This is a genomic window from Pseudomonas sp. YQ_6, assembly GCF_043103245.1.
Classification (GTDB): Bacteria; Pseudomonadota; Gammaproteobacteria; order Pseudomonadales; family Pseudomonadaceae; genus Aquipseudomonas; species Aquipseudomonas alloputida.
This window is the reverse complement of the sequence record NZ_JBICJR010000017.1, coordinates 36,660-58,334: the sequence shown is the minus strand read 5'-3', so window position 1 is coordinate 58,334 and position 21,675 is coordinate 36,660. Positions and strand designations below refer to the sequence as shown.

The window sequence follows — 21,675 nt, the reverse complement described above, 5'->3', positions numbered from 1 at the left end:
ACTTCCCTGGGCCGTTCAAATCCACCGGACATTCAGTACGACGAAGTGCAGCAGGATCCAGACCATCAACAGCAGATGGGTCAGTTGCAACCCTTCCTGGCGGATCCAGTAGCCGAACCATATCCCGCCCAGCAGCATCGCGAACAGGAACCCGAGCGTTGCGCTCAAGGCCAGGTTCAACCAGGGCCGCGCCACCTCCAAGCCGGCGCCAAGCAGCAGTTCATAGCAGCCAACCCAAGCCGCGAGAACGGCGGCTGCCTGTGTCAGCACGATGATCGACAAGGCCAAGCGATGGATGGCGTGAGAGGTCATCGCTCGCACCAGCAGAGGGAGGCTGATTCCGGGAGGTTGGGTCAGCGGCGCCATCGACATGGTCTCCCCGATCGCCCCGGCTGAGCTGGCAAAGGCCTGCAGGTTGTTGATCAGGCTGATACTCAGCCACAGGCTCAAGCCAATGCAGCAGGTGATCTGGAAAATCAGCAGTGAAGTCGGAGTGTCCATTCCTGGTCCTTTGTGAGTTCGTTTCCGAAAGCAGCGAGAGCGTCCGGACGCCACTCTAAAACCTTGACTTAACTCGAGGTCAATACCGGTTTACCAATAAGGCAGCCAGGGGCGACAACCTCAACCGTTTGTTAAAGCCGCCTGTAAGTCTTAGAAGTTTGTCGAGGTCTTGGGCGACCGACCGAGCCGCGCCGATCAACGCCACAGGTATGACCCACTGGAGGATCCGGGATAGAGCCAACCGGTTTGCTATGCTCTCTACTTCGGCTGGCCTGAAGGCGCCGAGCGTGTGCGGCATTGGCCAAGATGCTTGAGATTTTTCTATCCGCGTTTGTGAAAAAACGAACCAAGGAGTGGAGTAACAGAAATGCCAGCTTGTCCCCTACCCTCTGATGAAGCACTTCGTCAGCGCACACTTGATGACATGGACTTGGTCGATACGCCGGCCGAGCATTATCTTGATACCTTGGTACGACTCACCCAAGAACTAGCCCAGGTGGAGACCGTTCTGATCAGCCTAATCGATCAGGATCGGCAGTGGTTCAAGGCTCGAATCGGTATCGAGATAAGCGAGACGAAGCGTAATGTGTCCTTTTGCGGCTACGCGATTCTCGGTGAAGATACCTTGATGGTTTCCGACGCCAGGTGCGATTCACGCTTCGAGGACAATCCCCTCGTGCTGAACCCACCCTATATCCGGTTCTATGCGGGCCACCCGTTACGTGCCTCAAATGGCAAAGCCATCGGCACCCTGTGCATGTTCGATCCTCGGCCGCGGAAGCTCAGCGAGGCGCAACAGACTAATTTTCGGGACTTAGCCACGCTCACCGAGGGTTATTTGCAACTGCGGAGCCTAGCTCAGGTCAATCGCGCTCTGCGTGTTGAAATGGATCGCGGGCAGCGCAGGGCTTTGCTTGATCCTTTGACACAACTGTGGAACCGCGGGGCGTTGGCAGCATTTCAGAACCGAGAGCTTCGTTTGGCTGAGGAGCGAGGTTTACAGCTAGGTGCCGTATACGCAGACCTCGACCGTTTCAAATCCGTCAATGACGAGCATGGCCACGATGCTGGCGATAAAGTGCTCTGCGAGTGTGCCCGCCGACTGCGGGCTACGCTGCGGCCAGATGACCTGCTGGTACGCCAGGGAGGAGAGGAATTCGTAGCCTTGCTACGGGTTAAAGATAGCCAAGAATTGGCGCAGATTGCGGAGCGCTTGCGTCAGTCAATCGGCACCGCGCCTTTTTTGTTGCCCGGCGGCCCTCGGAAGATGACCATGAGCATTGGGTGCGCCCTGCTCACCCAGGGTGAGCAGATTGATGATGCAATAAAGCGCGCTGACGGCGGTCTCTATGCGGCCAAACATGGGGGGCGTGACCAGGTTGTCTATGTGCCAGCGTTATCCTGAGGAAGTTGAGACTCGGTAACATGGGGCAAGGCTCTCCCTATACGAGATGCGCTAGCGTATTGGCCACCCCGGTCTCCAAGTGGGTTCTCCTTCGCAAGCGTATCGAGCCAAGGCCGCCCTGGAGGCGCTGATTCGCGCCGCCGGGGCAGTTCGGAACTCATCCCTGAGTTTCTTTGCTGCGGTACTCGGTGGTGGTCATGCCGGCGTAGCCCCAGTTATCGGTGTCGACCTCCTCGATCACGATATGGGTGAGCTCAGGTTTCTTTCCTAGCACTCGCTGCAAGGTCTCGGTGATTTCCTTGATGACCTGGGCTTTCTGATCACGGGTGACGCCGTCGCGAGTGATGCGGACGCTGACGAAGGGCATGGTATTACTCCTATGACGTGGGGAAATCAGGGCAAGGAGGCGGGATGCCTCCCCGTTACGTTCAGCCTATTACCATTTGCCGACACTCATACCGCCGTCGACCGGCAACACCACGCCCGTGGTGAACCCGGCGTTGGCCAGGTAAAGCACGGCGTCGGCAATGTCGCTGACGCGGCCGATGTGTCCGGCCGGTTGCAAGCCGTTGAGGAAGTCGAAGCTGGCCGGATCGTGCATCGGCGTCTCGATGATGCCGGGAGCCACCGCGTTAACCTGGATGTTGTGCGACGACAGCTCCAGCGCCAGGGCGCGGGTGACCTGGTTGAGGCCCCCCTTGATCAGCACTGGCAGGGCGGCGGGCACGGCGATGTTGGGTTGCAGCGCCACAGCAGCGGTGATGTTGATGATGTGACCCTGGCGCCGCTCGATCATGTGCGCGGCGGCGGCCTGGGAGGCGTAGACCACGCCCTTGAGGTTGGTCTCCAGCATGCCTTGGATGTCTTCCGGGCTATATTCGATGAAGGGTTTGGGCAGGAAGAAGCCAGCGTTGTTGACCAACACGTCGACCTGGCCGAAGGCGTCGATGCTGGCCTGAATCAGACGGCGGGCGGTCTCAGGCTTGGCGATGTCACCGGCCACGCCGATGAAGGCGGGGCTGTCCAGTTGTGCCTTGGCCTCGGCGAGGCGTCCGGCGGAGCGGGCATTGCCGACCACATTGAAGCCACTGGCGAGGAAAGCCTTGGCCAGGCCGAAGCCGATGCCGCTGGAGGCGCCGGTGATCACTACCGTTTTGCTGTTGCTCATGTCGTTTCTCCCAATCAGGTGGCGCCGAAGAGCGCCGTTGGGAGGACTATATTTTTGCTTTAGATAAGGATAAATATGGCAGCGAGAACTTCAGTTGATACATGGTGTAATCAATGCAGCGGCATTTCGACGACGTCCTACTCGGCAGCATCGAGCTGTTCTGCCTGGCGGCGGAGCTGGGCAGCTTCACCGCGGCCGGTCTCGCGGCGGGCGTGACGCCGGCAGCGGTCAGTCGCTCGATCAGCCGCCTAGAAGAGCGCTTGGGCTCCAGACTGTTCGTCCGTACCACCCGCAGCATCCGCCTGACCGAGGGCGGGCGAGGCTACTACGAACAGTGTCGTCAGGCGCTGACCCAGCTGGTGGAGGCCGAACGGGTGGTGACCGGTCAGCAGCAGGAGCCTTCGGGCACACTGCGCATCAGCCTGCCCACGACCTACGGGCACCACCGCATCCTGCCGCTGCTGCCCGAGTTTCGACGGCGCTACCCGAAGGTGCAGGTCGACATCCACCTGGGCAACCGCAACATCGACTTTGTCGGCGAGGGCTACGATGTGGCCATCCGCGTGCGTGCACAGCCGGATTCGACCCTGATCGCCCGGCCGCTGGAAGACGCCCGGCTGGTGGTGGTGGCCACTCCAGATTACTTGGAACACGCGGGCGAACCGCAGAGCCTTGAAGAACTGGCGCAGCATGACTGCATCCAGTTCGAACTGCCCAGCAGCGGTCGGCGCATCGCCTGGCTGTTCGACGAGGAGGGCCGCGAACGGGAAGTCCTCACCGAGGGCGGCTACGTCTGCTCGGACGACGTGCTCGGTGGCGTGACCTTGGCCAAGCACGGCGCGGGACTGTTCCAGACCTACCGCTTCATCGTCGAGCGCGAGCTTGCCGAGGGCTCGCTGGTCGAGGTGCTGCGGCCCTTCGCGGGCCGCTCGCGGCCGTTCACCCTGCTGTATCCCCAAGGCCGACACATGCCGTTGCGCCTGCGAGCCTTCGTCGACTTCATCATGGACAAGCGGCGCCAGTGGGCCGCTGGCAGCTGAGGGGACGTATCACTCTGTATCAGTGCCATGGTGGATGTGGCGCCGATGGGCCAGCCTGTAGTTGGCCTTGGACCGATGTCCGGTTTAGCACCTGTCGGCCCAGCACCGGGCCGAGCCGGTGGCATGGATGGACTCACGCTCACCTCAGGCGCACGTCACGATCTCGAACGAGGTTAAGCAGCACAACCTCAAATTCGGTGGAGCGCCTGCCTCGGCGGTCAACGACTACAGCATTCCGCTCTACACCCACGCCGATCCTGGCGAGGTTGACGGCATGAGAATTCACGGTGGTGTTACCGTGAGCAGTCACGCAAAAGTCACGCACATGAAAAAGGCCACTCCTTTCGGAAATGGCCTAAGTCATTGAAATATATGGTCGGGACGGAGTGATTCGAACACTCGGCCCCTTGCACCCCATGCAGCGCATCTAAGCCTTGTAAACCTATGATTTTATTGAATATATAGCTTACTATAAGTCACCAAAATTAAGGGTTTTCGAGCTTTTTGCAAACGAAAACACGCGGCCTGCAGCCAGGGTTTTGCGCAACCCGATCCTCTCGCGCTGACTGTTCGAGGCTTGATTTCGCAGATCGATGGTCCACGCCAGGTGAATGCTGCCGGCAGATTGTCGCGTCTGCAATCAACCAAAAGCGGACGTAAGCGAAGACGGTCCACCCTGCGCTTTTCTCACGGGTAATTGCGAAGTGGTGCAGGCACCGGCACTGAGCGATGCGCTGCATCCGGCCATCAGCAATTTGTTCATCCAGACCAAGCTGATTCAACCGCTGCAGGCCATCCTCTGCACACGGTGCCCCCGCTCACTGCAGAACGCAGTGCCATGGATGTGTCATGTCCTGTAGCGCACTGATCGATACCTACAATGTAGAACCCTATGTCGTAGCCGCCGACGTCTACGCCATAGTCCCCCACGCAGGGCGGGAAGGCTGGAGCTGGTACACGCGTCCGACGGGCAGGACGTACCGCCTGATCACCGAAAGCCTGCTGCTCCTGCAACGCAGCGGTGACACCTCGCTGCTACCGGCAGGTTGGCCGGATTGTGTACTGCACTACCGTTTTGGTAATACCCACTACCGCATTGAAGTGCGCAACAGCGCCAGCCCCGAACCGACCCTCAGCCCGGATGGCCAGTTGCTTGTCCATGCCACGCTGCAAGTGAAGGATGATGGAAAGCTACATCAGGTAATCGCCCAGTGCCAACGCTGCCTCTTGCCTACGAACTGAACCGTCCAACAGCGGTTGCACACCGCTGTTTGAACTGATCGCCAACATGTTGGGCGTACGTCGTGAAGGGGTAACTGAGGCGGCGGGCAAACTGCAGCGTCTCGGTGTGATCGAATACAGCCGGGGCAACATCAAGGTACTCGACAGAGTCCGCTTGGAGCAGCTCAGCTGCGAATGCTACGCCGTGGTGAAGAAAGAGACTGAACGGCTGCTGCCATACCTGTCGCTCCCGTACCCTGCCGTTTGACTGTACAAAGGTCACATCGCGCTTCAGACCATCAGGTGCCAAAGCCTATCGTTAGATCAGCTGATCGATCAGTACCGCGTTGCTATAGATGAGGCTACCGTCGTTGGCCCGGTGACCGATCAGATGGAAGTGGCCACGCAGGGTCGAATCCAGGTAGACGCGCATTCGACAGTCGGACAGCGGGCCATAACCTGGTAGTAGACGCAGTTCCAGGGTGGACAGATTGACGTCTACCATAACGTCTGGTTCATGGGTTCGTTGCAGGCGTTCCTGCGCTTGTTCCAGCAACAGGTGGTCGTTGCCATTGAGGCAGAAGTGGATATCTTCCAGCGCGATGTTTTTCGATTCGTTGCCGGTCTTGCACCAGCCTTCTATGGTAAAGGTACTCATGCTGACTCCATTGAATGTTCAGCGGACCGGTTGCCCGGTACGAGTGCTAGGTCGTTGGCAAACAAATGAATGTAACTCCAAGTGCTCGCCTCTAGGCGCACCTCGTCTATGAGTTTTGTGATGGCAACTTCGCTCTGCCATTGCTCAGGTCCGATGGCGGTGACGAAGGTTTCGACGGCCCCCGTACCCGGTTTCCGGAAAAGCAGGCTCAACGACCTGTCCCTGCTCTTGGAAGGAGTACAGGTAAGCGGCGCGAACGCGGATATCAGCCGTCGTTTCGCATCTTGGAATGTCACCATTGCCTTTGACTCCTGTGTACGGCCGAAAGTGGGACACGCCCGCTTGGCCTCTACGGAGGGACGCGTTAGCCCTCTTGACCCCTCTCCATTGAGAGACAGCGGGGGAGTCAATATTTGCAGCATCAGCATCGTTGGTCGGTACGCTATCGAACATTTACCACCGGTTTCGGCAGGAGTTCACCCGTCGTCCTGGCACCGCGTTGCCTACCAACTGCAGCCCTTTTCGACCGGACCGGCGCTCCGGCAAGGCCACTCCCACAGGTACAGAGTAGTGCTTGAGCATGGCGCCGTGCCTGGGTGCGGCCTTTTACTATGAACATGCTTCATCCTACAGCCGCTGGTGGACCTGGTCTGTGCGCCTACGCACCGACGCGGCTACGCTTATCGTCCATCATTTTGCTATTAGAGCCCCTAAACAGTACCAGGAGATCATCATGCGCAAGCGTACCGAAGTCGCCCTTGAGGAGCCGTCGGCGGGGGCACGTACTCCTCTCGCGCAGCGATATGAATCGGCTGCTGAGCGTTATTCCTTCCGTGATGACAAAAAGGCAGCCGGCGGCAAACCGGCTGAAACACCGTCCGCGGGAGAATTGCCGTACTCACCACATCATGATCGAAACGCCGCGATGGGCATCGGCTCGATCACCCAGGCATGTCCTGCAAGCGCAGGTCACTCATGACGACCAGCAGGGGCTTATGGCAGGAGTCAGCATCGAGGGAACCAAGATATCAAGAATCTAGCGCTGAGTAGTGTGGCGCTTCGTCATGACTTGCCACCAAGGCCATGGTTATCAGGAGCGGGGATTGCGGGCTGAGCCGACGTGTAAAGCAAAGTTGGCCAGTATAGCGCAGCCATGCCTGGCTGCGCTCTTGTTCAGGGGCTAGATGTACGGCTGGCCACTGAAGCCTCTTGGGAGGCGCTGCAGGCCGGGCATTTTAGCAAGTCTTTCCTGCCAGGATGCACGCCAGCCTTGTTTCACATGGACTTTCAGCAACTTCCGGGAGGCTCTGCGCGCCGCGTTTCGCATTTCCTTGCGGGCGCTCTGGAAAACCTCGGTGTTTCTGCAGCTTCGGCACTTCACGCGGCCGGGCTCGCCAGTGGAAAAGAGGTTGCTGCCATGGCGGCCGCAGGCCAAGCGGCCGTCAACTTTGAAGTGAGTGATCATGGATAGGTTTCCTCTTCGCTCGGATGTGGCACTGCTGTGCATCGTCAAGCTCCCGATAGAGTGTTTGACGTCCGCCGCCCCGTAGCGATCATGGGACACGGGTCGGAACTTTTCGTTACCTCAGGAGATCCAGCCTCGCCAACTACTGGCCTGTTCCTGCCATACAGCCATGGCTAGCCTCCCTTCTTGATATCCTCCTTGATGTCGCCAGCACTTTCCTGGAACTCTCCGATCGCCTTTTGCACCTTGCCTTTGTTCTCCAGTGACCTGTTTCCGAGCACCTTTCCAGTGCTTTCCTTGATTTGGCCGGAAACCTGTTTGACTTTGCCTTTCACTTGATCTTTGTTCATGGGGCACGCTCCAACGGCAGCGCGAGGGAAAGGCCGCTGGATGGTGGAGCCGGTACACACCGTACTCGTAGCGGCCAGAGTAGGTACTTTGTCAGCAATGGGGGCGGCCGTCAGTGCGTTAGCGCACCCTGACAGCTTGATGTCGACACTATATTGGCCAAGGGCTGTGCCCGGATGGTGCTCATCTCATCCAGCGTCGGCACGCAGAGGGATCCAAAGCCTCGCCGTTCCTCTCTGGGACAGCTTCAATTCTACATATAAGGGGTCCGCTTCTGGCCGGTACCTGCCTACCGCGAGTGGCCGCTATCGACCCAATCGGCCAATCGACGCAAAGCGCAGATTGAGGCAGCAATTCTAAAACAAGTACCGGAAAGATGGTTGGTGGTGGTAAACAATGCATGTAGGAGCAAAGCAAACCAATGCAACCCAGACCAGGATCGGGTCAGCCAATACCTGGCTGACATACCCCTGCAGGGCGGTGATGGCGAAAATTCTCAACCCGCTGCAACGGCGCCCTCACTGCGGACCTTCTGCCGTTCTCGTTCAATTCCCGACAGCATGCCGATGCCCCAGTGCCACTGGGCCATGAGCCAAGCTCACCAAGTGGAATATCATACTGGCACTGGGGCGATTCCATACCTGCGCGAGGAGCCCAGCTCGAGCGCAATCAGCGCTGGCATGTCGAGTATTTCCACCTGTCGGCCGTGCAAGGTGACGATGTGCAGCGCGCGCAAGCGAGCGACCGATCGGCATATAGTTTCCAGGCGCAGCCCAAGGTGGGACGCCATATCGTCACGCGACATGCGTAGAGTAAACCTATGGGAGGAGTAGCCACGGCTGACGAAGCGCACGGACAACCCCAGCAGAAAACTGGCCAGCCGCTGCTCGGCTGAAAAGTTGCATAGCATCAGGACGCGCTCATGTTCGCGGATGATTTCCCGGCTCATCAGGCGATTCAAGCTCTGTTGCAGAATAGGAAAAACGCGTGCCAAGGTCTGCAGCGAGTGGTATGGAATAGGGCAGACAAAGCTGTCTTCCAAGGCGATTGCGTCGCAGACATGGTGTTCTGTGGCGATGGCATCAAGCCCCAGTACATCACCCGGCATCCAGAAATTGATGACCACGCCCTTGCCCTCGTCATTATTGAGGTTGGTCTTGAAACTTCCGGAATGTAAGGCATAGAGGGACGTTAACGGCACGTTGGCGTTGAACAATGCTGCGCCTTTCCTGATGCGAATACGCGGTGAGATTAGCCCACTCAGGCAACTACCATGGTGCGGCAAACCTATTGGTAAGCAAAAGCCGTTGATCCGGCATTCATTGCACAGGAAGGTAAATGGGTTTGAATGAAGTAGCGACAGCCCGCACATGTTTGCAGGCTGAATTAGCCGCTGGACGTCGGTGAGGCCCGACATATCAAGCCTCCTTCGCTGGTGGGTGTTTATTGCCCGCCACCCGACCGTGCTCTGCGCTATAGCCCGTGATCACGTCCAGCGAGTGAGGTGCGTTGAGCCGCGAATTCAAACGCTCGGCAAACCGATCAGCTTCACAGGACGTGTAGAAGCTGACCCGCCACTGGTCCATGTGGACCCGCCAGCGATTCTGTTCGATGTTGCTCACTACGTAGACGTTCATCGGAGTCTTCCGAGCATGCATGAGCAAGGTGCCGCTTTTGAGTTAGCAGCGTGATGGCGTCCCAGCCCGCAATTGCGGCGAAGCTCAGGGCGTGATCGCCACTTTCATCACGCCGTCGCGCTGATTTGCAAACAAATCATAGGCAGTCTCAATGTCATCAAGGCGGAATCGGTGGGTGACCAGGGTTGAGACGTCAATTCGACCGCTGGCGACGACTTCCATCAGCCGGCGCATCCGTTCTTTTCCGCCCGGGCAAAGCGTACTCACGATGCGGTAGTCGCCCAGCCCGGCAGCGAAGGCGTCCAGCGGGATGCGCAGATCGGCGCTGTAAACGCCCAGGCTGGACAATGTTCCACCTGGACGCAGGACGCGCAGCGCCCATTCGAAGGTGGCTTGGGTGCCGAGCGCTTCGATGGCCACGTCCACGCCGCGGCCTTCGGTCAGTGCCATGATCTGCTTTACCACATCGCCTTGCTTGAAGTCGACTACGTACGAAGCCCCCATTTTGCGTGCCACGCTGATGCGGGCAGCAACGGTGTCGACCCCAATAATGGCGGTGGCCCCAAGCATCCTGGCGCCGGCGACGGCGCAAAGTCCGATTGGGCCCAGGGCGAATACGGCGACCGTGTCACCGATTGCTACGCCACCACGTTCCGCGCCGGAAAAGCCCGTGGACATGATATCTGGACACATCAGCACCTGCTCGTCGCTGAGCTTGTCAGGGATGTGGGAGAGGTTGGCCATGGCGTCTGGCACCCGAACGTATTCAGCTTGGCAACCATCGATGATATTGCCGAGCTTCCAGCCCCCGACAGCCTTGAAACCATGGACTGTACCGGTGCCGTCCTGTGAGCCACAGCCGCACAGGCAAGCATTGCTGTGGCCGCTGGGCGTGATGGCACCGGCAATGACACGCTGCCCTTCCTCAAAACCCATGACTTGCGAGCCCAGCTTCTCGATAACCCCTACGGGCTCGTGACCGACGGTAAGCCCCTTCGCAACGGGGTATTCGCCACGCAGGATGTGCACATCGGTGCCACAAATTGTGGTAGTGGTGATCTTCACTAGAGCATCCAGTGGACCTATCTCAGGTATAGGTTTGTCGTCGAGCACGATGCGGTTATTCTCGACGAAGATAGCCGCCTTCATGAGTGACATGGCACGCCTCCGGAGATTTCAGAATTATTTTTTCCAGTTACAGAGTGCGCCCAAAAAGCTAATAAGTATTGGCCTGCGGCAGTTACACCGCCAGCCGGTACGCCCGTTGGTCAGTGCGCACTGGAATCTAATAAACATCAAATCTGGAAGGCGCCGCTGGCAAATAATTGGTCTACTCGCAGACATTGCCAATGTTGCGCCATGTGTAGTTCACAAAGGTATGTCGCTGCACAACGTTATTTTTTGGCTATCTCAAGGGCTTGGCCACGGTCGGCCTAGACAAGGATCAGGCTTCGGCAGTGATGCGTGAAGGATATGTGCAACAATAGCGTCAATGGCTGGGAACTCAAGCGCGGCACCGCAGTGTCATGTTCAGCATCAGGTCGATACTTAAAATCGGCAACTGTGAAGCTGCCCGAGGAGGCAATCTGAAGAACAATAGAGCGATGAAAGTCTGCTATATCGGGTCGAAAGCGGTCAGTGCTGAACCGCATCTATCGACAAAAAGGAATTATTTGCAAACGGAATGTTCGACCCTATCAAGCCTGATCAGACTGGATCTGTAGGTTCACCGTCCAATAATGCAGCAGTAGTGTGAGATTCGAACCTCAGGCCGCGCCACAAGCGGCCTGTCCATCGCCCCTGTCTAATACAGCTCTGCCAGTTTCAACGATTTTGGCCCAGTAAAACCGAGAAGCTTTCGAGCAGTTTTAGACAGTTTCAGCCTCCCACCTAGGCGTTCTGCCAACCACGATCCGTCCTCCATCGTCACTTACCCCCTGCTCTCACAGTCCGCTTTCGACCCATCGCTGCCAACTCGAATGAGCAACACCCGAGCTTTTTGTTTGTCGGCCAGGCGGGCTGCAACCACGCACCCCGTCGTGCCGACACCACAGACTATGAAATCGAAGTTCCGATCACACAGATGATCCATGCGTCGATGCCGTATCGATGCAGAGTGAAACTCAAGAACGCTCAGGCGTGTCGTGAGCAGCGATCACTGCTCGCCAACACTGCTTACCGCCTTGAGAATCACCTTGGCCACTTCGCCAGGCTGTGACTGCTGCGGCACATGGCTGGCGCGCAGTTCGGTCAGGGTGGCGCCGATACGCTTGGCACTGGAGCGCTGGATGTCGGGGTGGATCATGCGATCGTCAGTGGCGAGCAGGTACCAGGACGGCTTGGTCTTCCAGGCAGCGACCGTGGTCCGATCATCGAAGGCCGATGCCTTGATCGGGCCTTGGGTAGCGGTCATCACTGCGGTTTGTGCCGCCGGGAGATCCTGGGCGAAGTCCTTGGCCATGCCTTCTGCTGTCAGGTATAGGAAACCGTTGCCGTCTGCCTTGATCTGGCTGATGCCAGGCGGGGTAGGCGCGCCCTTGCCCTGTTCGCCACTGAACTGGCCTGCATCAGGTGCGAAGGCGGCGACGTACACCAGGGCGCTGACTTTCTCATGGGCGCCGGCTTCGCTGATCACGGTGCCGCCCCAGGAGTGGCCGACCAGCACCACGTTGCCTGACTGGTTGTTCAGCACGCGCTGCGTGGCGGCAACGTCGTCGGCCAGCGAGGTCAGCGGGTTTTGCACCACCGTAACCGCCACCCCTTCAGCCTGCAAATACGGCACTACCTTGGCCCAGTCAGAGCCGTCGGCGAAGGCGCCGTGTACGATGACCACCGAAGGCGTTGCCTCGGCAGCCTGGCTGACACTCACCATAAGGGTGCTGGTCAGGGCGAAGGCGGCGGTGACGAGTTGCGACTTGAATGCTTTCATGGGCTGAACTCCTGTGTTGGGAGTTCAAATTCTGCGGACCCACATGCTTGGCGGGTATCGGTCATTTATCCGACCCTGAGGCTTTTTTCATGGATAGCGCGCTACGATTCGACATCTCATTGAGCGGCGCACTGGGTGCTATCTCCCAGGTCGGCGACCTCAGCATGGGCCAGCCTCTTGGCCACTCCCAACGTGTTGCCCGCCTGGCGCAGATGCTAGCCCGCGCCATGCACGGCGAAGGCGAGCATCTGATGACAGCGCAGCAGGTCGCCTTGCTGCGCTGGTCCGGCTGCACCGCCAACGCCGATGGCTTCGCCCATCTGCTGGGCAATGATGTCGATGGCCGCCGCGCGATGCTCGACCAGACCCTGGGCGCCGAACAGATGAACGCCGTGCATCAAGCGGCACCGCTCGCCGTGGTGCACTGCGAGGTGTCTGGCCAGATCGCGAAAACGCTCGAACTTGGCGCAGCGGTCGAAGCCGGCTTGTGCCGGATATTCGAAACCTTTGACGGAACCGGCAGGCCGTTTGGTGTGAGCCATGTGCACATTCCGGACGCGGCCTACCAAGTGGTACTGGCCGGAGACCTGGACATCCTCAGCCGCGCCCATGGCCTGGACACGGCGCTGAGCTGGATCAACGAACAGGCCGACCGCCGCTACCCCGCCGCCCTCGCCGCCTTGCTGGTGCGCAATGCCAAGGTATGGTTAGCGGAACTGGAAACAACGCCCGGTGGGCTGGACGACACCCGGCTCGAACGTCCCGTGTCACTGACGCTGGTGGGTGATGTGATCGATCTGAAGTTGCCCTGGCTGGCAGGTTACTCCCGGCAGGTGGCGCAGATTGCCGTCGAGGCCGCCCGCTTGTGGGGACTGCCAGAGCCCGACCAGACGGAGATTGGCAAAGCCGCGCTGATCCATGGCCTGGGGCGGGCAGCCGTCTCCAATCAATTGTGGAACACCGCGGGGCCGCTACCCTACGGCGCCACAGAACGTATCCACCTCGTCCCTTACTGGACGCACAAGGCATCACGGCAGATCACTGAGCTGACCATCCCTGGCGAAATTGCCGCCCATGCCTACGAACGGCTCGACGGCAGCGGCTACTTTCGCGGTGCATCGGCCGATGCCCAGTGCGCCGCCTATCGCTTGCTCGCCAGCGCTGTCGCCTGGGTAGCGTTAAGAAGCGCCAGGCCCTGGCGACCCACGCATAGCGAATCGGAGGCGGCGCGGCTGCTCAAACAGGACGCCAGCCGCGGCCTGTTTGACGCTGAAATCTGCACAGCGGTAATCGCTGCCGCACGTGGCGAACGCCGACTGCCTCAGCCGAAAAGCACGCTGCTCACCACCCGCGAGTGCTCCATCCTCATTGAGATCAGCCGTGGCGCCAGCAACAAGGAAGTAGCGCGGCGACTGGAGATCAGCCCGAGTACCGTACGCACCCACATGGAAAGCATTTTCCGCAAGCTGGGTTGCTCCACCCGCGCGGCCGCCACCTTGAAGGGGCTGACCCTGGGCTTGATCGCCTGAAAGCAGGCGCTTGGGGGCAGTCGGTGAATTATCATAGCTGGTCTTTGCTCGGCAGATTGTCGCGGGCCATGGCAGTGAATGCCTTGAGCGCAGCGGAGGGGTTGCGCCGGTTCGGGTAGTACAGGCACAGGTTGTCTCTGGGCGGCGTCCACTCTTCCAGCACCCGCTCGAACTGTCCGGCGTCCAGTTCAGCCTGAACGTCCTGCTGCATAAAAAAGCCCAGCCCCACGCCTGCCTGCACCACCGCCTTGGCGACACTAGGCTCGTCCAGGGTGAGCTGGCCAGTCACATCAAGCCGGGTCACCTCCCCCGCGCGTTCAAAATGCCAGGGGTAGATCGCCCCATTGGGTAGGCGGATGCGCATGCACTGATGCTGGAGCAGGTCCGCCGGGCTACGCGGCCGGCCGTGCTTGGCGAAGTAGGCAGGGGAGCCGACCACGGCATAGCATTGCGGCTGGCCGAGCTGAATAACGATCATATCGCTGGGCACAAGATTCGCAGAACGTACGCCCAGATCGAAACCGTCCGCGACTATGTCCACCAGGCGACCTTCGGTCACCAAATCGATATGCACCTTCGGGTAACGCTGCAGAAACTCCAGCACCAGCGGCAGCAACGCGGCGCGGGCGGCACTGGCGAAGGCATTGATGCGCAACACGCCTGACGGCCCGGCATTGTGCGAACGCACCGCTTCCAGCGCCGCTCGCACTTCCTGCAGAGCCGGACCGACCTGCTCCAGGTACATAGCCCCCGCCGCGGTCAGAGACACGCTGCGGGTGGTGCGATTGAACAGCCGCGTTTCGAGGCTCGCCTCCAGCTTGGCAATGGTGTTGCTCAATGCCGTGGTCGAAACATCCAGATCAATGGCTGCCTGTCGAAACGACGCCCTCCGCGCCACGGCCAGTACAGCTTCCAGCTCATTGAGACCAAGGCGCGAATCTGCCACGTAATTGTCCTCATATTCGGGATAGGTCGTTAATGTCTATCCCAGTTGAGCAAACTATCAACTGAGCGGCAAGATCACAGTCGTAAACCCCAACCACTGTGAGAGGAGATCAGGCCATGAACCTGCAACTGCCTGACGCCGTACAAACCTACTTCGATGTCAGCAATGGCGGCGACATCTCGCTCCTTGCCGCCTGCTTCTGCGCGGACGCCAGGGTGACCGACGAAAACCGCACGCACCAGGGCATTGCAGCCATCGAAGCCTGGCAACAGGAGGCCCGCCAGGCATTCACCTACAGCGTCGAGCCGCTGGCGGCGACGCAGAATGACGATTCGCTGAGCGTAACGGCGCGTCTGGTCGGTAACTTCCCTGGCAGCCCGCTGCAGCTGAATCATCTATTCCTGCTGCACGACGGCCAGATCCGCTCACTGGAGATTGCGCCATGAACCTTGATCTTGGCGGCAAGCAAGTGCTGGTCACCGGCGGCACCAAAGGCGTCGGCCGCGCGGTCGTCGAGCTGTTCCTCGCAGAGGGCGCCAAGGTGCTGACCTCGGCTCGGCAGGCAACCAGCGATCTGCCGGCTGAGCTGTTCGTGCAGGCTGACCTCGCGACCCCAGAAGGCTGCGAAACACTGGTAACCGCAGCTAAGCAACGGCTGGGCAGCATGGACATCATCGTCCACGTCCTGGGTGGTTCGTCGGCACCGAGCGGCGGCTTCGCGGTGTTGGATGACGCGCAGTGGCAACGCGAGCTCGACCTGAACCTGATGCCGGCCGTGCGCCTGGATCGCGCCCTGCTCCCATCGATGCTGCAGCGCAAGAGCGGCGTGATCATCCATGTAACCTCGATTCAGAACTGCCTGCCCTTGCCCGAAGCCACTACGGCTTACGCAGCGGCCAAGGCGGCGCTGTCGACCTACAGCAAAAGCCTGTCGAAAGAAGTCTCGCCACAAGGCGTGCGTGTTGTACGGGTGTCGCCGGGCTGGATCGAGACCCAAGCGTCGGTCGCCTTGGCCGAGCGGCTGGCGCAGGAAGCCGGTACGGACTACGCAGGCGGCAAACGCATTATCATGGATGCACTCGGTGGTATTCCACTCGGCCGCCCTTCCACGCCGTCAGAAGTTGCTGACCTGATTGCCTTCCTGGCATCGCCTCGTGCGGCATCCATTACGGGGAGCGAGTTTGTAATTGACGGCGGGACAGTGCCAACGGCCTAGCTGTAGTTGCTTCGCATAAACGCGTCAACCACCGGAAAAGGGGACATGGAAAGGGGACAGATTTATTTGCTGCTGACCGTCCCCTATTGGCCGATTGCAGCCCTTCGCCTTCAGCTACCGCACAGCAATGCGGTTTGTGGATGCGATGGAGGCCGGCGCCGCGAGCAAACAAGCCACAGCAAATCAGCAATCACATCCACCAGCCTGTACGAAACTATAAATTCGAACTTCCAGCTTCAGCGGTTAGGGTAACTGACCTTAGTAAATAGAAGGCAGACAAGCGTTCCTAGCCAGCGGTCCAATGCCTTCTAAACACTCTTTGCTTTCCCATCATCAGTGTAATAGTTATAGATCCAATCACTCAGGAAGTACTCACCTTTATAGTAACCAACATCCAAATGCTTTCTAAAACGCTTTCGACTAGTTTTCCAATAAATAAAGGCATGCGTTAACATCAGGATAGCTTCGGTAGGCTCCAAAAAGGCGTTTCTGAAAATGAGGATCACCCCGTGACCGAACAACAGCACGACGAAAGCAAGCTCGAGCGGGTCATCCGCAAGATCAAGCGCTGCCTGGCCCTATCCAAAAGCTCGAACGAAAACGAGGCCGCCACTGCTATGCACCAGGCCCAAGCGCTGATGCGCGAGTATCGTCTGACCGAGCTGGATGTGCGCCTGAGCGATGTGGATGAGGTCCAGTCGGAGAAGTCCAGAGCGAACCGCCGGCCTGGGACCGGCACCTGAGCAGCATAGTGGCCCAAGTGTTTGGGGTCAGGCCTCTGTCGTACCGGCACTGGTGCGAAACGTACGGCCGCAGAGTTGATCGGGCGCTGTTTGTTGGGGTTTCACCAGCCCCGCAGATGGCGATGTATGCCTACGAGGCTCTGCTGGTAAAGCTGACCTTAGCACGCCGTGAGTACGTGGCACTTGTCCGTTCAGGCAAGCGCCGCAGCGACTACTCGGCCGAGACCGCCGGTGATCATTTCGCTCTCGCCTGGGTGTCGGCGGTTCAAGGCAAGCTCCATGAGCTGCTACCTCGCGGAGAGGAAGATCCAGCCCTCACCCATTGCTCGGATGGTCGCAACCTAGTCGCTGTTGAGGCGCAGGACCAGGCATTAATAGAGCAGTACCTGGCAGGTCAGGAGATCGGCAAAGCCCGGAAGGCACCGAAGGTTGAGCTGGATCTAACCGCACAGATCGCCGGACTACTCGCTGGCCAGCGTGTTGAACTCAACCCCGGGCTTGCCACAGCTGGCCAGGATCAATTCAGGCTAGAAAGCGCATGACCATGAACCCCTAGGGATTAAGGAACATGGCGCTCACCGCGTTGATGCGATCCTTCACACCGGGGTTCTGTGAGTCGACCACAACGGTGAAACCAGCCTTCTTGAGCAGCGACAGGTCCGACTCGCTGGCGTTCTTGCTGCTGGTGTTCTGTCGGCTGGCGTCTGGGTACACGGAGACGCTGTGCCCTGAGAAACGCACCTTTATCTTCTCGATCATGTCAGGCGTGTCGCGCCCCGAGTGGAACTCGTCCAGCGCCAGCGGCAAGCCGTCACGGACCAGGTATACAACCGCGGCCATCTTCATGACGTTGAAGTCCATACCGATGTGTATGGCCTCACCCGGCTTGATGCGCTCGCTGGTGTGGCACTCAGCCCGGTCGAAGGTGTAGTAGACGACCCCGGCATAGTTCTCGAACCCGGCCTCATACTCCTGGCGGAACGTGCGCGGGTCCATCTTGCGCCGAGCGGCGTCCAGCTCATCGGCCGGAACGTTGCCGCCCTGCAGTGAGGTGTATTGCCAGCTCTTGTGGTCAGGCTCTCCGCCCGGCTGCCCGTCGCGGTAGGTGTCGTAGCAGTGGTTGACCCCTTTCGGCGTGCCGATGCGCAGCGCATGCCCGCCTTTACGCGACTCCCCGGTCTGGGGAATCGTGTATTGGCAGGTCGAGAGCATCGGCCTGAGCACTTCTTCCCAGGCTGCCCACGAGCAGTCTGCCCATTCATCCACCAGGACGAAGAACAGGCCGGAGCTCCGCAGGTTGTCGTAGTTGTCCAGGCCGACCACACGCATGATGTGGCCAGACTTTAGAGTGATCGAACACTCCGTCTCGTTCGGTCGGGCGGCGCGCCATGCCTCGGGGATGGCCTGCTTTAGCCGGCGCCAGAAGACCCGCTTGGCCTGCTTGAACGTCGGAGCGCCATACCAGATCTCATCCTCGACACTCACGCCCCACTCAGCAGCCAGCCGGGCCGCGCGGCGCATTTCTGCCTTGCCGAGGAAGGTTTTGCCGAATCGTCGCCCGCACACCGCATCACGGAAGCGCGCCTCAGGCTGGAAGCCCCAGACGTAAATGTTCGCCTGTTTCGGCGTCAACTTCACCGGTGGGTCAAAGGTACGGGGTAGTCGGGACACCTTCATCTGGCTCCAGCTTGTACTCAGCAACGGCGTGCTGCTGGTCCGCCTGGGAGCCCAGGGGCTTGTCGGGTTCGATCTTGCGGTTGACGTACATGTCGCCGCATTCCTTGGCCGCCTGCTCGTACAGCTGGGCAGTCAGCGCTAGGTTGCGCATGTTCTCGGCCTTCTCAGCCATTCGCCCTAGGCCGCGAAGCCGGAAAGCTCTGTTCGCGATGGGAATCTCGGCTGTTTCCTCGCGGAGCCGCTTGCGTGTGTCCTCGAACAAGGCCACCCAGCGCTTGGCTAGGCCCTTGCCGGAGTACTTCGTGGGATCGTGCGTCTCCACCTGCTGGCGGGTCACTGCGATGCTGAATTCTTTCTGGACGGCCTCTACCACCTGTGAAGGCTGTCGAAGCACGCCAAGGCCTGAACAATAAAGGCCTTCACGTCGTTGCTGAGGGCTGCCATAGGCTTTCAGGGTTATGGATGCTGCCGGTGTCGGCAAGAATCTCGGCCTTAAGCCAAGCCCATATTTCAGGGGCAGGAGCCAAGCGGATACTGAAGTCGGATAGCTCGGACAGTTCAAGCAGTGACGATGGAGGATACGGCCTATCCATAGGTCACCTTGTGCTTGAAATGATGTTGCGGTGCCGGGACGGCAGCAGTCTATTCAGTGCAGGAGGGAGTACTAAGCCAAAAGGCGATTGGCTCAACGCAAGCTATGCATGGTGATTGCCCCATCTGGCTGCCATGCGGCATTCCACTTCAAGCGCTCGCACGAGAGGCCGACCCGATTAACTCTTATCATCATGCACAGTGACCCTCACTCCCGTAGCCACGATCTCGTACTCAGTTTCGGAAATCTTGTTCACGGCACCACCCATTTGCATTTCGAAATGCTTCAAGCCTTCATGTCGAACCATTCCGCTCGAAGAGCGCTCAACGGTCTCGTCTTGGTAGATGTAGATGACGTACTCCACATTATCCGTGCCAAGCCCAACTATTCTTCCAACATATTTATCTGCCATGTCCGGACTCCTCGCGTGAAGCCTCAAGGTAGCGGGTGCCAACAGATCAATCCACTGTATTGGAGCGTTAATCATGAATATGATGCTGGTCTGAGCGTGAGCACGCTCATGCAGCAAGGGGCGAGCCGGCACGGTAGGCTCGTTCCATCGCCTCCCAGTCGGGTTGCTTGGTGGTCATGGATAGATCCTGATACTTGAAATGGTAGCGCGTTGAAGGTATTGGTTGAGATCAGCTCTCCCGAAAGGCCAATCATGCAGCTTTGCTTCAGGCATCTCAGCGACGTTTCCACCGAAGACATCATCGCGCTCAACAACAACCCAGATGTCTTACGCCAAATGCCCTTGGGGCGTCCCGACTTTGACGAAAGCAAGTGCAAGGCATGGGTCGCTCAAAAAGAGGCCCAATGGGCTCTTGATGGATACGGTCCCTGGGCTTTTTTCGTGGAAGATAAATTCGCCGGCTGGGGTGGCCTGCAGCAGGAAGACGGTGACGCTGATCTTGCTTTAGTGCTTCACCCAGATTACTGGGGGCTGGGCAGAGTAATTTTCGATGAGATAGTGCGGCGCGCTTTCCAAGAGTTGGGCCTGGACTCGATTACCATACTGCTCCCACCCACCAGAACTCGTATCAAAGGTGTACTTCGTCTAGGTTTTGTTCACGACGGAGACGTTGATATCGACGGTACGCCCTTCGCACGCTATCGACTCCTCGCAAGCACTAGCGCAAAAATCTCGTAACCTGTTTTACCTGGCGACCATCCTGTGCGTCTCGGCATGGGCATGACCGTGCAGCAGGCCGACCAACAGACCTTGGGGAAGGCCAGCTTCTTTGGCTGCGTCGATAGCCTTCACGATGGCCGTATCGAATTCGGCTACCGCATGGACGATATCCATGCTGGCCGGCAGCTCATGGCGTATGCGGGTTACGTTACTCATGTTCACTCCCGCGCCACGAAACGGCGCATCTCGAATTGGTGGCGCCCCTACCCCGGCTGGAACACATGGCCGCGCCGGGCAACCGCGTACAGGACGATCCCCAGCTTGAGGATCACGCCGTACAGGGTGGGAACATGGCCGTTCATGGCCAGGACGAACGAGCCGAACGCTCCAATGGCCACTAGGTAGAACGCGACGGCCAGTAGCGGCGCATCCGTTGGTCTGATCCGGCGCAGGTAGTCGCACGCAGCGATCACCACCAGCACGCTCAGAAAAGCATTCGCGCCGATCAGAACTGAAATCAGGGTCGAGCTCATCAGGTAGCTCCTTTGGCTCCGAACGACCCCACGAGCGACTTCAGCACCGGGATGATGTTCATTGCCAGAAGGCCTATCAGAAAGGCCACGCCGTATTGGGTTTCTCCGCTCGCGCCAAGGCTGAAATAGCTGATGGCGAGCGGGGTGCAGAAGACTGCCGAAGCGAAACCGGTGAAGAAGGCGGCGACCGCCTGGCCCCGGGTGAGGCCTCGCAGAAAGGCCAGCGAGAGGATCGCTCCTGCGAAGCCGCCAATGATCACGCCGTACTTACCAGCAGGACGCCGGCAGTCGTGCTTGCTGGTTCGGCCATGTGTGGATCCTAGAAGAAAAGGCCCGGCGAGGCCCTATTCAGGGACCGGGCAAACGTGCGGAGCAGCACATAACGAAAAGCCCCGGAAGTTCCGAAGCTTAGGATGGTAAGCGTACATCCGTTGATCTGATGGGGAGCTAATTCACCTGAACAAAAAACCGCCCGAAGGCGGCTAGCTAGTGATTATTAGCGCTATCCCAATCAATCGGGCGCGTCAATCAGCCCAAATGTTCTATTTCATGACTTTCGCGGATCATTTTTAAGATCTTTGTCAGCAACCTTGTCGTGCCGACTGTAGAGCTCTGCCTTTGAAGCCCGCTCGGTGTTGGCACCCTTACTTCCCTCCGCCCTTGAGCCTTGGGAAGATGTATTTGCACCAGAACTTCTTTCCCCCTGGCGCGATGTTTTATCTGTCATATAAACCTCTGATGAGCCCGATTATCCGAGCTCAGATAAATGAATTACTCAGCGAGTGATCCATCATTTGTACGCATCTGCCTACGGTCACTCTCCGGACCTTTTTCAAGGCCTAGCTCGTCATCATCTGAGTGTAGCCCAGTGGATCATCAGCTTCGAGGAGCGTATGTGGCGAAAGAGCCGTACTTGGTTGGGCGCTTCTACCAAC

The 21,675-nt window shown here is 58.9% G+C and carries 25 protein-coding genes and 5 pseudogenes; 13 read left to right on the top strand and 17 right to left on the bottom strand.

Going from position 1 to position 21,675, the window contains the following annotated elements; genetic code table 11:
• Positions 1 to 15 precede the first annotated feature (15 nt).
• Positions 16 to 501, bottom strand: coding sequence for a DUF2165 domain-containing protein (locus tag ACF8FG_RS05040; RefSeq protein ID WP_014591530.1), 486 nt, complete (start codon positions 499 to 501; stop codon positions 16 to 18).
• 367 nt (positions 502 to 868) lie between these two features.
• Here ACF8FG_RS05040 and ACF8FG_RS05035 point away from each other — a divergent pair, with 367 nt between their 5' ends.
• Positions 869 to 1,906: a sensor domain-containing diguanylate cyclase gene (locus ACF8FG_RS05035; RefSeq protein ID WP_110159595.1), complete on the top strand. Its 1,038-nt coding sequence runs from the start codon at positions 869 to 871 to the stop codon at positions 1,904 to 1,906.
• 157 nt (positions 1,907 to 2,063) lie between these two features.
• Here ACF8FG_RS05035 and ACF8FG_RS05030 read toward each other — a convergent pair whose 3' ends face one another.
• The gene (locus ACF8FG_RS05030; RefSeq protein WP_010953438.1) at positions 2,064 to 2,273 is read right to left on the bottom strand and encodes a 4-oxalocrotonate tautomerase family protein; all 210 of its coding nucleotides are present in this window, start codon (positions 2,271 to 2,273) and stop codon (positions 2,064 to 2,066) included.
• Positions 2,274 to 2,342: 69 nt separating this feature from the next.
• The gene (locus ACF8FG_RS05025) at positions 2,343 to 3,074 is read right to left on the bottom strand and encodes an SDR family NAD(P)-dependent oxidoreductase (RefSeq protein WP_014591532.1); all 732 of its coding nucleotides are present in this window, start codon (positions 3,072 to 3,074) and stop codon (positions 2,343 to 2,345) included.
• Between the two features lie 113 nt (positions 3,075 to 3,187).
• Here ACF8FG_RS05025 and ACF8FG_RS05020 point away from each other — a divergent pair, with 113 nt between their 5' ends.
• The 5 genes and pseudogenes from ACF8FG_RS05020 to ACF8FG_RS05000 all read left to right on the top strand — a co-directional run.
• Positions 3,188 to 4,114: a LysR family transcriptional regulator gene (locus ACF8FG_RS05020; protein WP_070384017.1), complete on the top strand. Its 927-nt coding sequence runs from the start codon at positions 3,188 to 3,190 to the stop codon at positions 4,112 to 4,114.
• A 127-nt stretch (positions 4,115 to 4,241) separates the two neighbouring features.
• The gene (locus ACF8FG_RS05015; RefSeq protein WP_019438806.1) at positions 4,242 to 4,481 is read left to right on the top strand and encodes a hypothetical protein; all 240 of its coding nucleotides are present in this window, start codon (positions 4,242 to 4,244) and stop codon (positions 4,479 to 4,481) included.
• Between the two features lie 244 nt (positions 4,482 to 4,725).
• Positions 4,726 to 4,974: a hypothetical protein gene (locus ACF8FG_RS05010; RefSeq protein WP_155766709.1), complete on the top strand. Its 249-nt coding sequence runs from the start codon at positions 4,726 to 4,728 to the stop codon at positions 4,972 to 4,974.
• Positions 4,964 to 5,356 (top strand): hypothetical protein, encoded by a 393-nt coding sequence (locus ACF8FG_RS05005; protein ID WP_070384018.1) that lies wholly within the window; start codon positions 4,964 to 4,966, stop codon positions 5,354 to 5,356. Before ACF8FG_RS05010 ends, ACF8FG_RS05005 begins: the two co-directional genes overlap by 11 nt.
• A gap of 31 nt (positions 5,357 to 5,387) precedes the next feature.
• Positions 5,388 to 5,603: pseudogene (locus tag ACF8FG_RS05000) on the top strand (helix-turn-helix domain-containing protein); the annotation flags it as partial.
• Positions 5,604 to 5,654: 51 nt separating this feature from the next.
• On the opposite strand, the gene ACF8FG_RS04995 reads toward ACF8FG_RS05000, so the two are convergent.
• Positions 5,655 to 5,993 (bottom strand): hypothetical protein, encoded by a 339-nt coding sequence (locus ACF8FG_RS04995; protein ID WP_392518623.1) that lies wholly within the window; start codon positions 5,991 to 5,993, stop codon positions 5,655 to 5,657.
• A gap of 733 nt (positions 5,994 to 6,726) precedes the next feature.
• On the opposite strand from ACF8FG_RS04995, the gene ACF8FG_RS04990 reads away from it, so the two are divergent.
• On the top strand, positions 6,727 to 6,972 hold the full coding sequence (locus tag ACF8FG_RS04990) for a hypothetical protein (RefSeq protein ID WP_162911989.1): 246 nt from the start codon (positions 6,727 to 6,729) through the stop codon (positions 6,970 to 6,972).
• Between the two features lie 201 nt (positions 6,973 to 7,173).
• Here ACF8FG_RS04990 and ACF8FG_RS04985 read toward each other — a convergent pair whose 3' ends face one another.
• The 5 genes from ACF8FG_RS04985 to ACF8FG_RS04965 form a co-directional block, all read right to left on the bottom strand.
• A complete protein-coding gene (locus ACF8FG_RS04985; protein WP_070384021.1) occupies positions 7,174 to 7,458 on the bottom strand; it encodes a hypothetical protein in 285 nt (94 codons plus the stop codon).
• 173 nt (positions 7,459 to 7,631) lie between these two features.
• On the bottom strand, positions 7,632 to 7,808 hold the full coding sequence (locus tag ACF8FG_RS04980) for a CsbD family protein (RefSeq protein WP_081343614.1): 177 nt from the start codon (positions 7,806 to 7,808) through the stop codon (positions 7,632 to 7,634).
• A 611-nt stretch (positions 7,809 to 8,419) separates the two neighbouring features.
• Entirely contained in the window at positions 8,420 to 9,178 is a 759-nt protein-coding gene (locus ACF8FG_RS04975) for a helix-turn-helix domain-containing protein (RefSeq protein ID WP_070384483.1), read from the bottom strand.
• A gap of 46 nt (positions 9,179 to 9,224) precedes the next feature.
• Entirely contained in the window at positions 9,225 to 9,443 is a 219-nt protein-coding gene (locus ACF8FG_RS04970) for a hypothetical protein (RefSeq protein ID WP_070384022.1), read from the bottom strand.
• Between the two features lie 84 nt (positions 9,444 to 9,527).
• Positions 9,528 to 10,601 (bottom strand): NAD(P)-dependent alcohol dehydrogenase, encoded by a 1,074-nt coding sequence (locus ACF8FG_RS04965; protein ID WP_070384023.1) that lies wholly within the window; start codon positions 10,599 to 10,601, stop codon positions 9,528 to 9,530.
• A 214-nt stretch (positions 10,602 to 10,815) separates the two neighbouring features.
• On the opposite strand from ACF8FG_RS04965, the pseudogene ACF8FG_RS04960 reads away from it, so the two are divergent.
• Positions 10,816 to 10,927, top strand: a pseudogene (locus tag ACF8FG_RS04960) (universal stress protein); the annotation flags it as partial.
• 671 nt (positions 10,928 to 11,598) lie between these two features.
• Here ACF8FG_RS04960 and ACF8FG_RS04955 read toward each other — a convergent pair.
• On the bottom strand, positions 11,599 to 12,372 hold the full coding sequence (locus tag ACF8FG_RS04955) for an alpha/beta hydrolase (RefSeq protein WP_019438804.1): 774 nt from the start codon (positions 12,370 to 12,372) through the stop codon (positions 11,599 to 11,601).
• 89 nt (positions 12,373 to 12,461) lie between these two features.
• On the opposite strand from ACF8FG_RS04955, the gene ACF8FG_RS04950 reads away from it, so the two are divergent.
• Entirely contained in the window at positions 12,462 to 13,901 is a 1,440-nt protein-coding gene (locus ACF8FG_RS04950; protein ID WP_318076236.1) for an HD domain-containing phosphohydrolase, read from the top strand.
• 31 nt (positions 13,902 to 13,932) lie between these two features.
• Here the strand turns inward: ACF8FG_RS04950 and ACF8FG_RS04945 are convergent, their stop codons facing one another.
• Entirely contained in the window at positions 13,933 to 14,847 is a 915-nt protein-coding gene (locus tag ACF8FG_RS04945; RefSeq protein WP_014591540.1) for a LysR family transcriptional regulator, read from the bottom strand.
• A 116-nt stretch (positions 14,848 to 14,963) separates the two neighbouring features.
• Between ACF8FG_RS04945 and ACF8FG_RS04940 the strand changes: the two genes are divergently transcribed.
• From ACF8FG_RS04940 to ACF8FG_RS04930, 3 genes and pseudogenes are all read left to right on the top strand, one after another.
• Positions 14,964 to 15,293, top strand: coding sequence for a nuclear transport factor 2 family protein (locus tag ACF8FG_RS04940; protein ID WP_019438801.1), 330 nt, complete (start codon positions 14,964 to 14,966; stop codon positions 15,291 to 15,293).
• A complete protein-coding gene (locus ACF8FG_RS04935) occupies positions 15,290 to 16,063 on the top strand; it encodes an SDR family oxidoreductase (protein ID WP_070384026.1) in 774 nt (257 codons plus the stop codon). The genes ACF8FG_RS04940 and ACF8FG_RS04935 overlap by 4 nt, the downstream gene beginning before the upstream one ends.
• Before the next feature lie 509 nt (positions 16,064 to 16,572).
• Positions 16,573 to 17,348 (top strand): annotated as a pseudogene (locus tag ACF8FG_RS04930) (DUF2786 domain-containing protein).
• A 10-nt stretch (positions 17,349 to 17,358) separates the two neighbouring features.
• On the opposite strand, the gene ACF8FG_RS04925 reads toward ACF8FG_RS04930, so the two are convergent.
• From ACF8FG_RS04925 to ACF8FG_RS04915, 3 genes and pseudogenes are all read right to left on the bottom strand, one after another.
• Entirely contained in the window at positions 17,359 to 18,477 is a 1,119-nt protein-coding gene (locus tag ACF8FG_RS04925) for a terminase (protein WP_318076232.1), read from the bottom strand.
• Positions 18,452 to 18,927: pseudogene (locus tag ACF8FG_RS04920) on the bottom strand (DUF2280 domain-containing protein). The gene ACF8FG_RS04925 and the pseudogene ACF8FG_RS04920 overlap by 26 nt, the downstream one beginning before the upstream one ends.
• 326 nt (positions 18,928 to 19,253) lie before the next feature.
• Positions 19,254 to 19,487: a hypothetical protein gene (locus ACF8FG_RS04915; protein WP_026031959.1), complete on the bottom strand. Its 234-nt coding sequence runs from the start codon at positions 19,485 to 19,487 to the stop codon at positions 19,254 to 19,256.
• A gap of 252 nt (positions 19,488 to 19,739) precedes the next feature.
• Between ACF8FG_RS04915 and ACF8FG_RS04910 the strand changes: the two genes are divergently transcribed.
• Positions 19,740 to 20,225, top strand: a complete 486-nt coding sequence (locus ACF8FG_RS04910; RefSeq protein WP_318076260.1) for a GNAT family N-acetyltransferase — start codon at positions 19,740 to 19,742, stop codon at positions 20,223 to 20,225.
• Between the two features lie 6 nt (positions 20,226 to 20,231).
• Here the strand turns inward: ACF8FG_RS04910 and ACF8FG_RS04905 are convergent, their stop codons facing one another.
• From ACF8FG_RS04905 to ACF8FG_RS04895, 3 genes and pseudogenes are all read right to left on the bottom strand, one after another.
• Positions 20,232 to 20,423: a hypothetical protein gene (locus tag ACF8FG_RS04905; RefSeq protein WP_019438796.1), complete on the bottom strand. Its 192-nt coding sequence runs from the start codon at positions 20,421 to 20,423 to the stop codon at positions 20,232 to 20,234.
• Between the two features lie 47 nt (positions 20,424 to 20,470).
• A complete protein-coding gene (locus ACF8FG_RS04900; protein WP_014591546.1) occupies positions 20,471 to 20,740 on the bottom strand; it encodes a hypothetical protein in 270 nt (89 codons plus the stop codon).
• Positions 20,740 to 21,050: pseudogene (locus ACF8FG_RS04895) on the bottom strand (peptidase M48, Ste24p). The gene ACF8FG_RS04900 and the pseudogene ACF8FG_RS04895 overlap by 1 nt, the downstream one beginning before the upstream one ends.
• Between the last annotated feature and the right edge of the window lie 625 nt (positions 21,051 to 21,675).

What these genes read in the sequence shown, in the direction of transcription:
- ACF8FG_RS04985 (WP_070384021.1), bottom strand. Translation starts at nt 7,458, where the DNA reads ATGATCACTCACTTCAAAGTTGACGGCCGCTTGGCCTGCGGCCGCCAT.
- ACF8FG_RS04980 (WP_081343614.1), bottom strand. Translation starts at nt 7,808, where the DNA reads ATGAACAAAGATCAAGTGAAAGGCAAAGTCAAACAGGTTTCCGGCCAA.
- ACF8FG_RS04955 (WP_019438804.1), bottom strand. Translation starts at nt 12,372, where the DNA reads ATGAAAGCATTCAAGTCGCAACTCGTCACCGCCGCCTTCGCCCTGACC.
- ACF8FG_RS04990 (WP_162911989.1), top strand. Translation starts at nt 6,727, where the DNA reads ATGCGCAAGCGTACCGAAGTCGCCCTTGAGGAGCCGTCGGCGGGGGCA.
- ACF8FG_RS04965 (WP_070384023.1), bottom strand. Translation starts at nt 10,601, where the DNA reads ATGTCACTCATGAAGGCGGCTATCTTCGTCGAGAATAACCGCATCGTG.
- ACF8FG_RS05040 (WP_014591530.1), bottom strand. Translation starts at nt 501, where the DNA reads ATGGACACTCCGACTTCACTGCTGATTTTCCAGATCACCTGCTGCATT.
- ACF8FG_RS04935 (WP_070384026.1), top strand. Translation starts at nt 15,290, where the DNA reads ATGAACCTTGATCTTGGCGGCAAGCAAGTGCTGGTCACCGGCGGCACC.
- ACF8FG_RS05015 (WP_019438806.1), top strand. Translation starts at nt 4,242, where the DNA reads ATGGACTCACGCTCACCTCAGGCGCACGTCACGATCTCGAACGAGGTT.
- ACF8FG_RS04970 (WP_070384022.1), bottom strand. Translation starts at nt 9,443, where the DNA reads ATGAACGTCTACGTAGTGAGCAACATCGAACAGAATCGCTGGCGGGTC.
- ACF8FG_RS04940 (WP_019438801.1), top strand. Translation starts at nt 14,964, where the DNA reads ATGAACCTGCAACTGCCTGACGCCGTACAAACCTACTTCGATGTCAGC.
- ACF8FG_RS04975 (WP_070384483.1), bottom strand. Translation starts at nt 9,178, where the DNA reads ATGTGCGGGCTGTCGCTACTTCATTCAAACCCATTTACCTTCCTGTGC.
- ACF8FG_RS05010 (WP_155766709.1), top strand. Translation starts at nt 4,726, where the DNA reads ATGCTGCCGGCAGATTGTCGCGTCTGCAATCAACCAAAAGCGGACGTA.
- ACF8FG_RS05035 (WP_110159595.1), top strand. Translation starts at nt 869, where the DNA reads ATGCCAGCTTGTCCCCTACCCTCTGATGAAGCACTTCGTCAGCGCACA.
- ACF8FG_RS05030 (WP_010953438.1), bottom strand. Translation starts at nt 2,273, where the DNA reads ATGCCCTTCGTCAGCGTCCGCATCACTCGCGACGGCGTCACCCGTGAT.
- ACF8FG_RS05025 (WP_014591532.1), bottom strand. Translation starts at nt 3,074, where the DNA reads ATGAGCAACAGCAAAACGGTAGTGATCACCGGCGCCTCCAGCGGCATC.
- ACF8FG_RS04905 (WP_019438796.1), bottom strand. Translation starts at nt 20,423, where the DNA reads ATGAGTAACGTAACCCGCATACGCCATGAGCTGCCGGCCAGCATGGAT.
- ACF8FG_RS05020 (WP_070384017.1), top strand. Translation starts at nt 3,188, where the DNA reads ATGCAGCGGCATTTCGACGACGTCCTACTCGGCAGCATCGAGCTGTTC.
- ACF8FG_RS05005 (WP_070384018.1), top strand. Translation starts at nt 4,964, where the DNA reads ATGTCCTGTAGCGCACTGATCGATACCTACAATGTAGAACCCTATGTC.
- ACF8FG_RS04950 (WP_318076236.1), top strand. Translation starts at nt 12,462, where the DNA reads ATGGATAGCGCGCTACGATTCGACATCTCATTGAGCGGCGCACTGGGT.
- ACF8FG_RS04995 (WP_392518623.1), bottom strand. Translation starts at nt 5,993, where the DNA reads ATGAGTACCTTTACCATAGAAGGCTGGTGCAAGACCGGCAACGAATCG.
- ACF8FG_RS04900 (WP_014591546.1), bottom strand. Translation starts at nt 20,740, where the DNA reads ATGAGCTCGACCCTGATTTCAGTTCTGATCGGCGCGAATGCTTTTCTG.
- ACF8FG_RS04910 (WP_318076260.1), top strand. Translation starts at nt 19,740, where the DNA reads ATGCAGCTTTGCTTCAGGCATCTCAGCGACGTTTCCACCGAAGACATC.
- ACF8FG_RS04915 (WP_026031959.1), bottom strand. Translation starts at nt 19,487, where the DNA reads ATGGCAGATAAATATGTTGGAAGAATAGTTGGGCTTGGCACGGATAAT.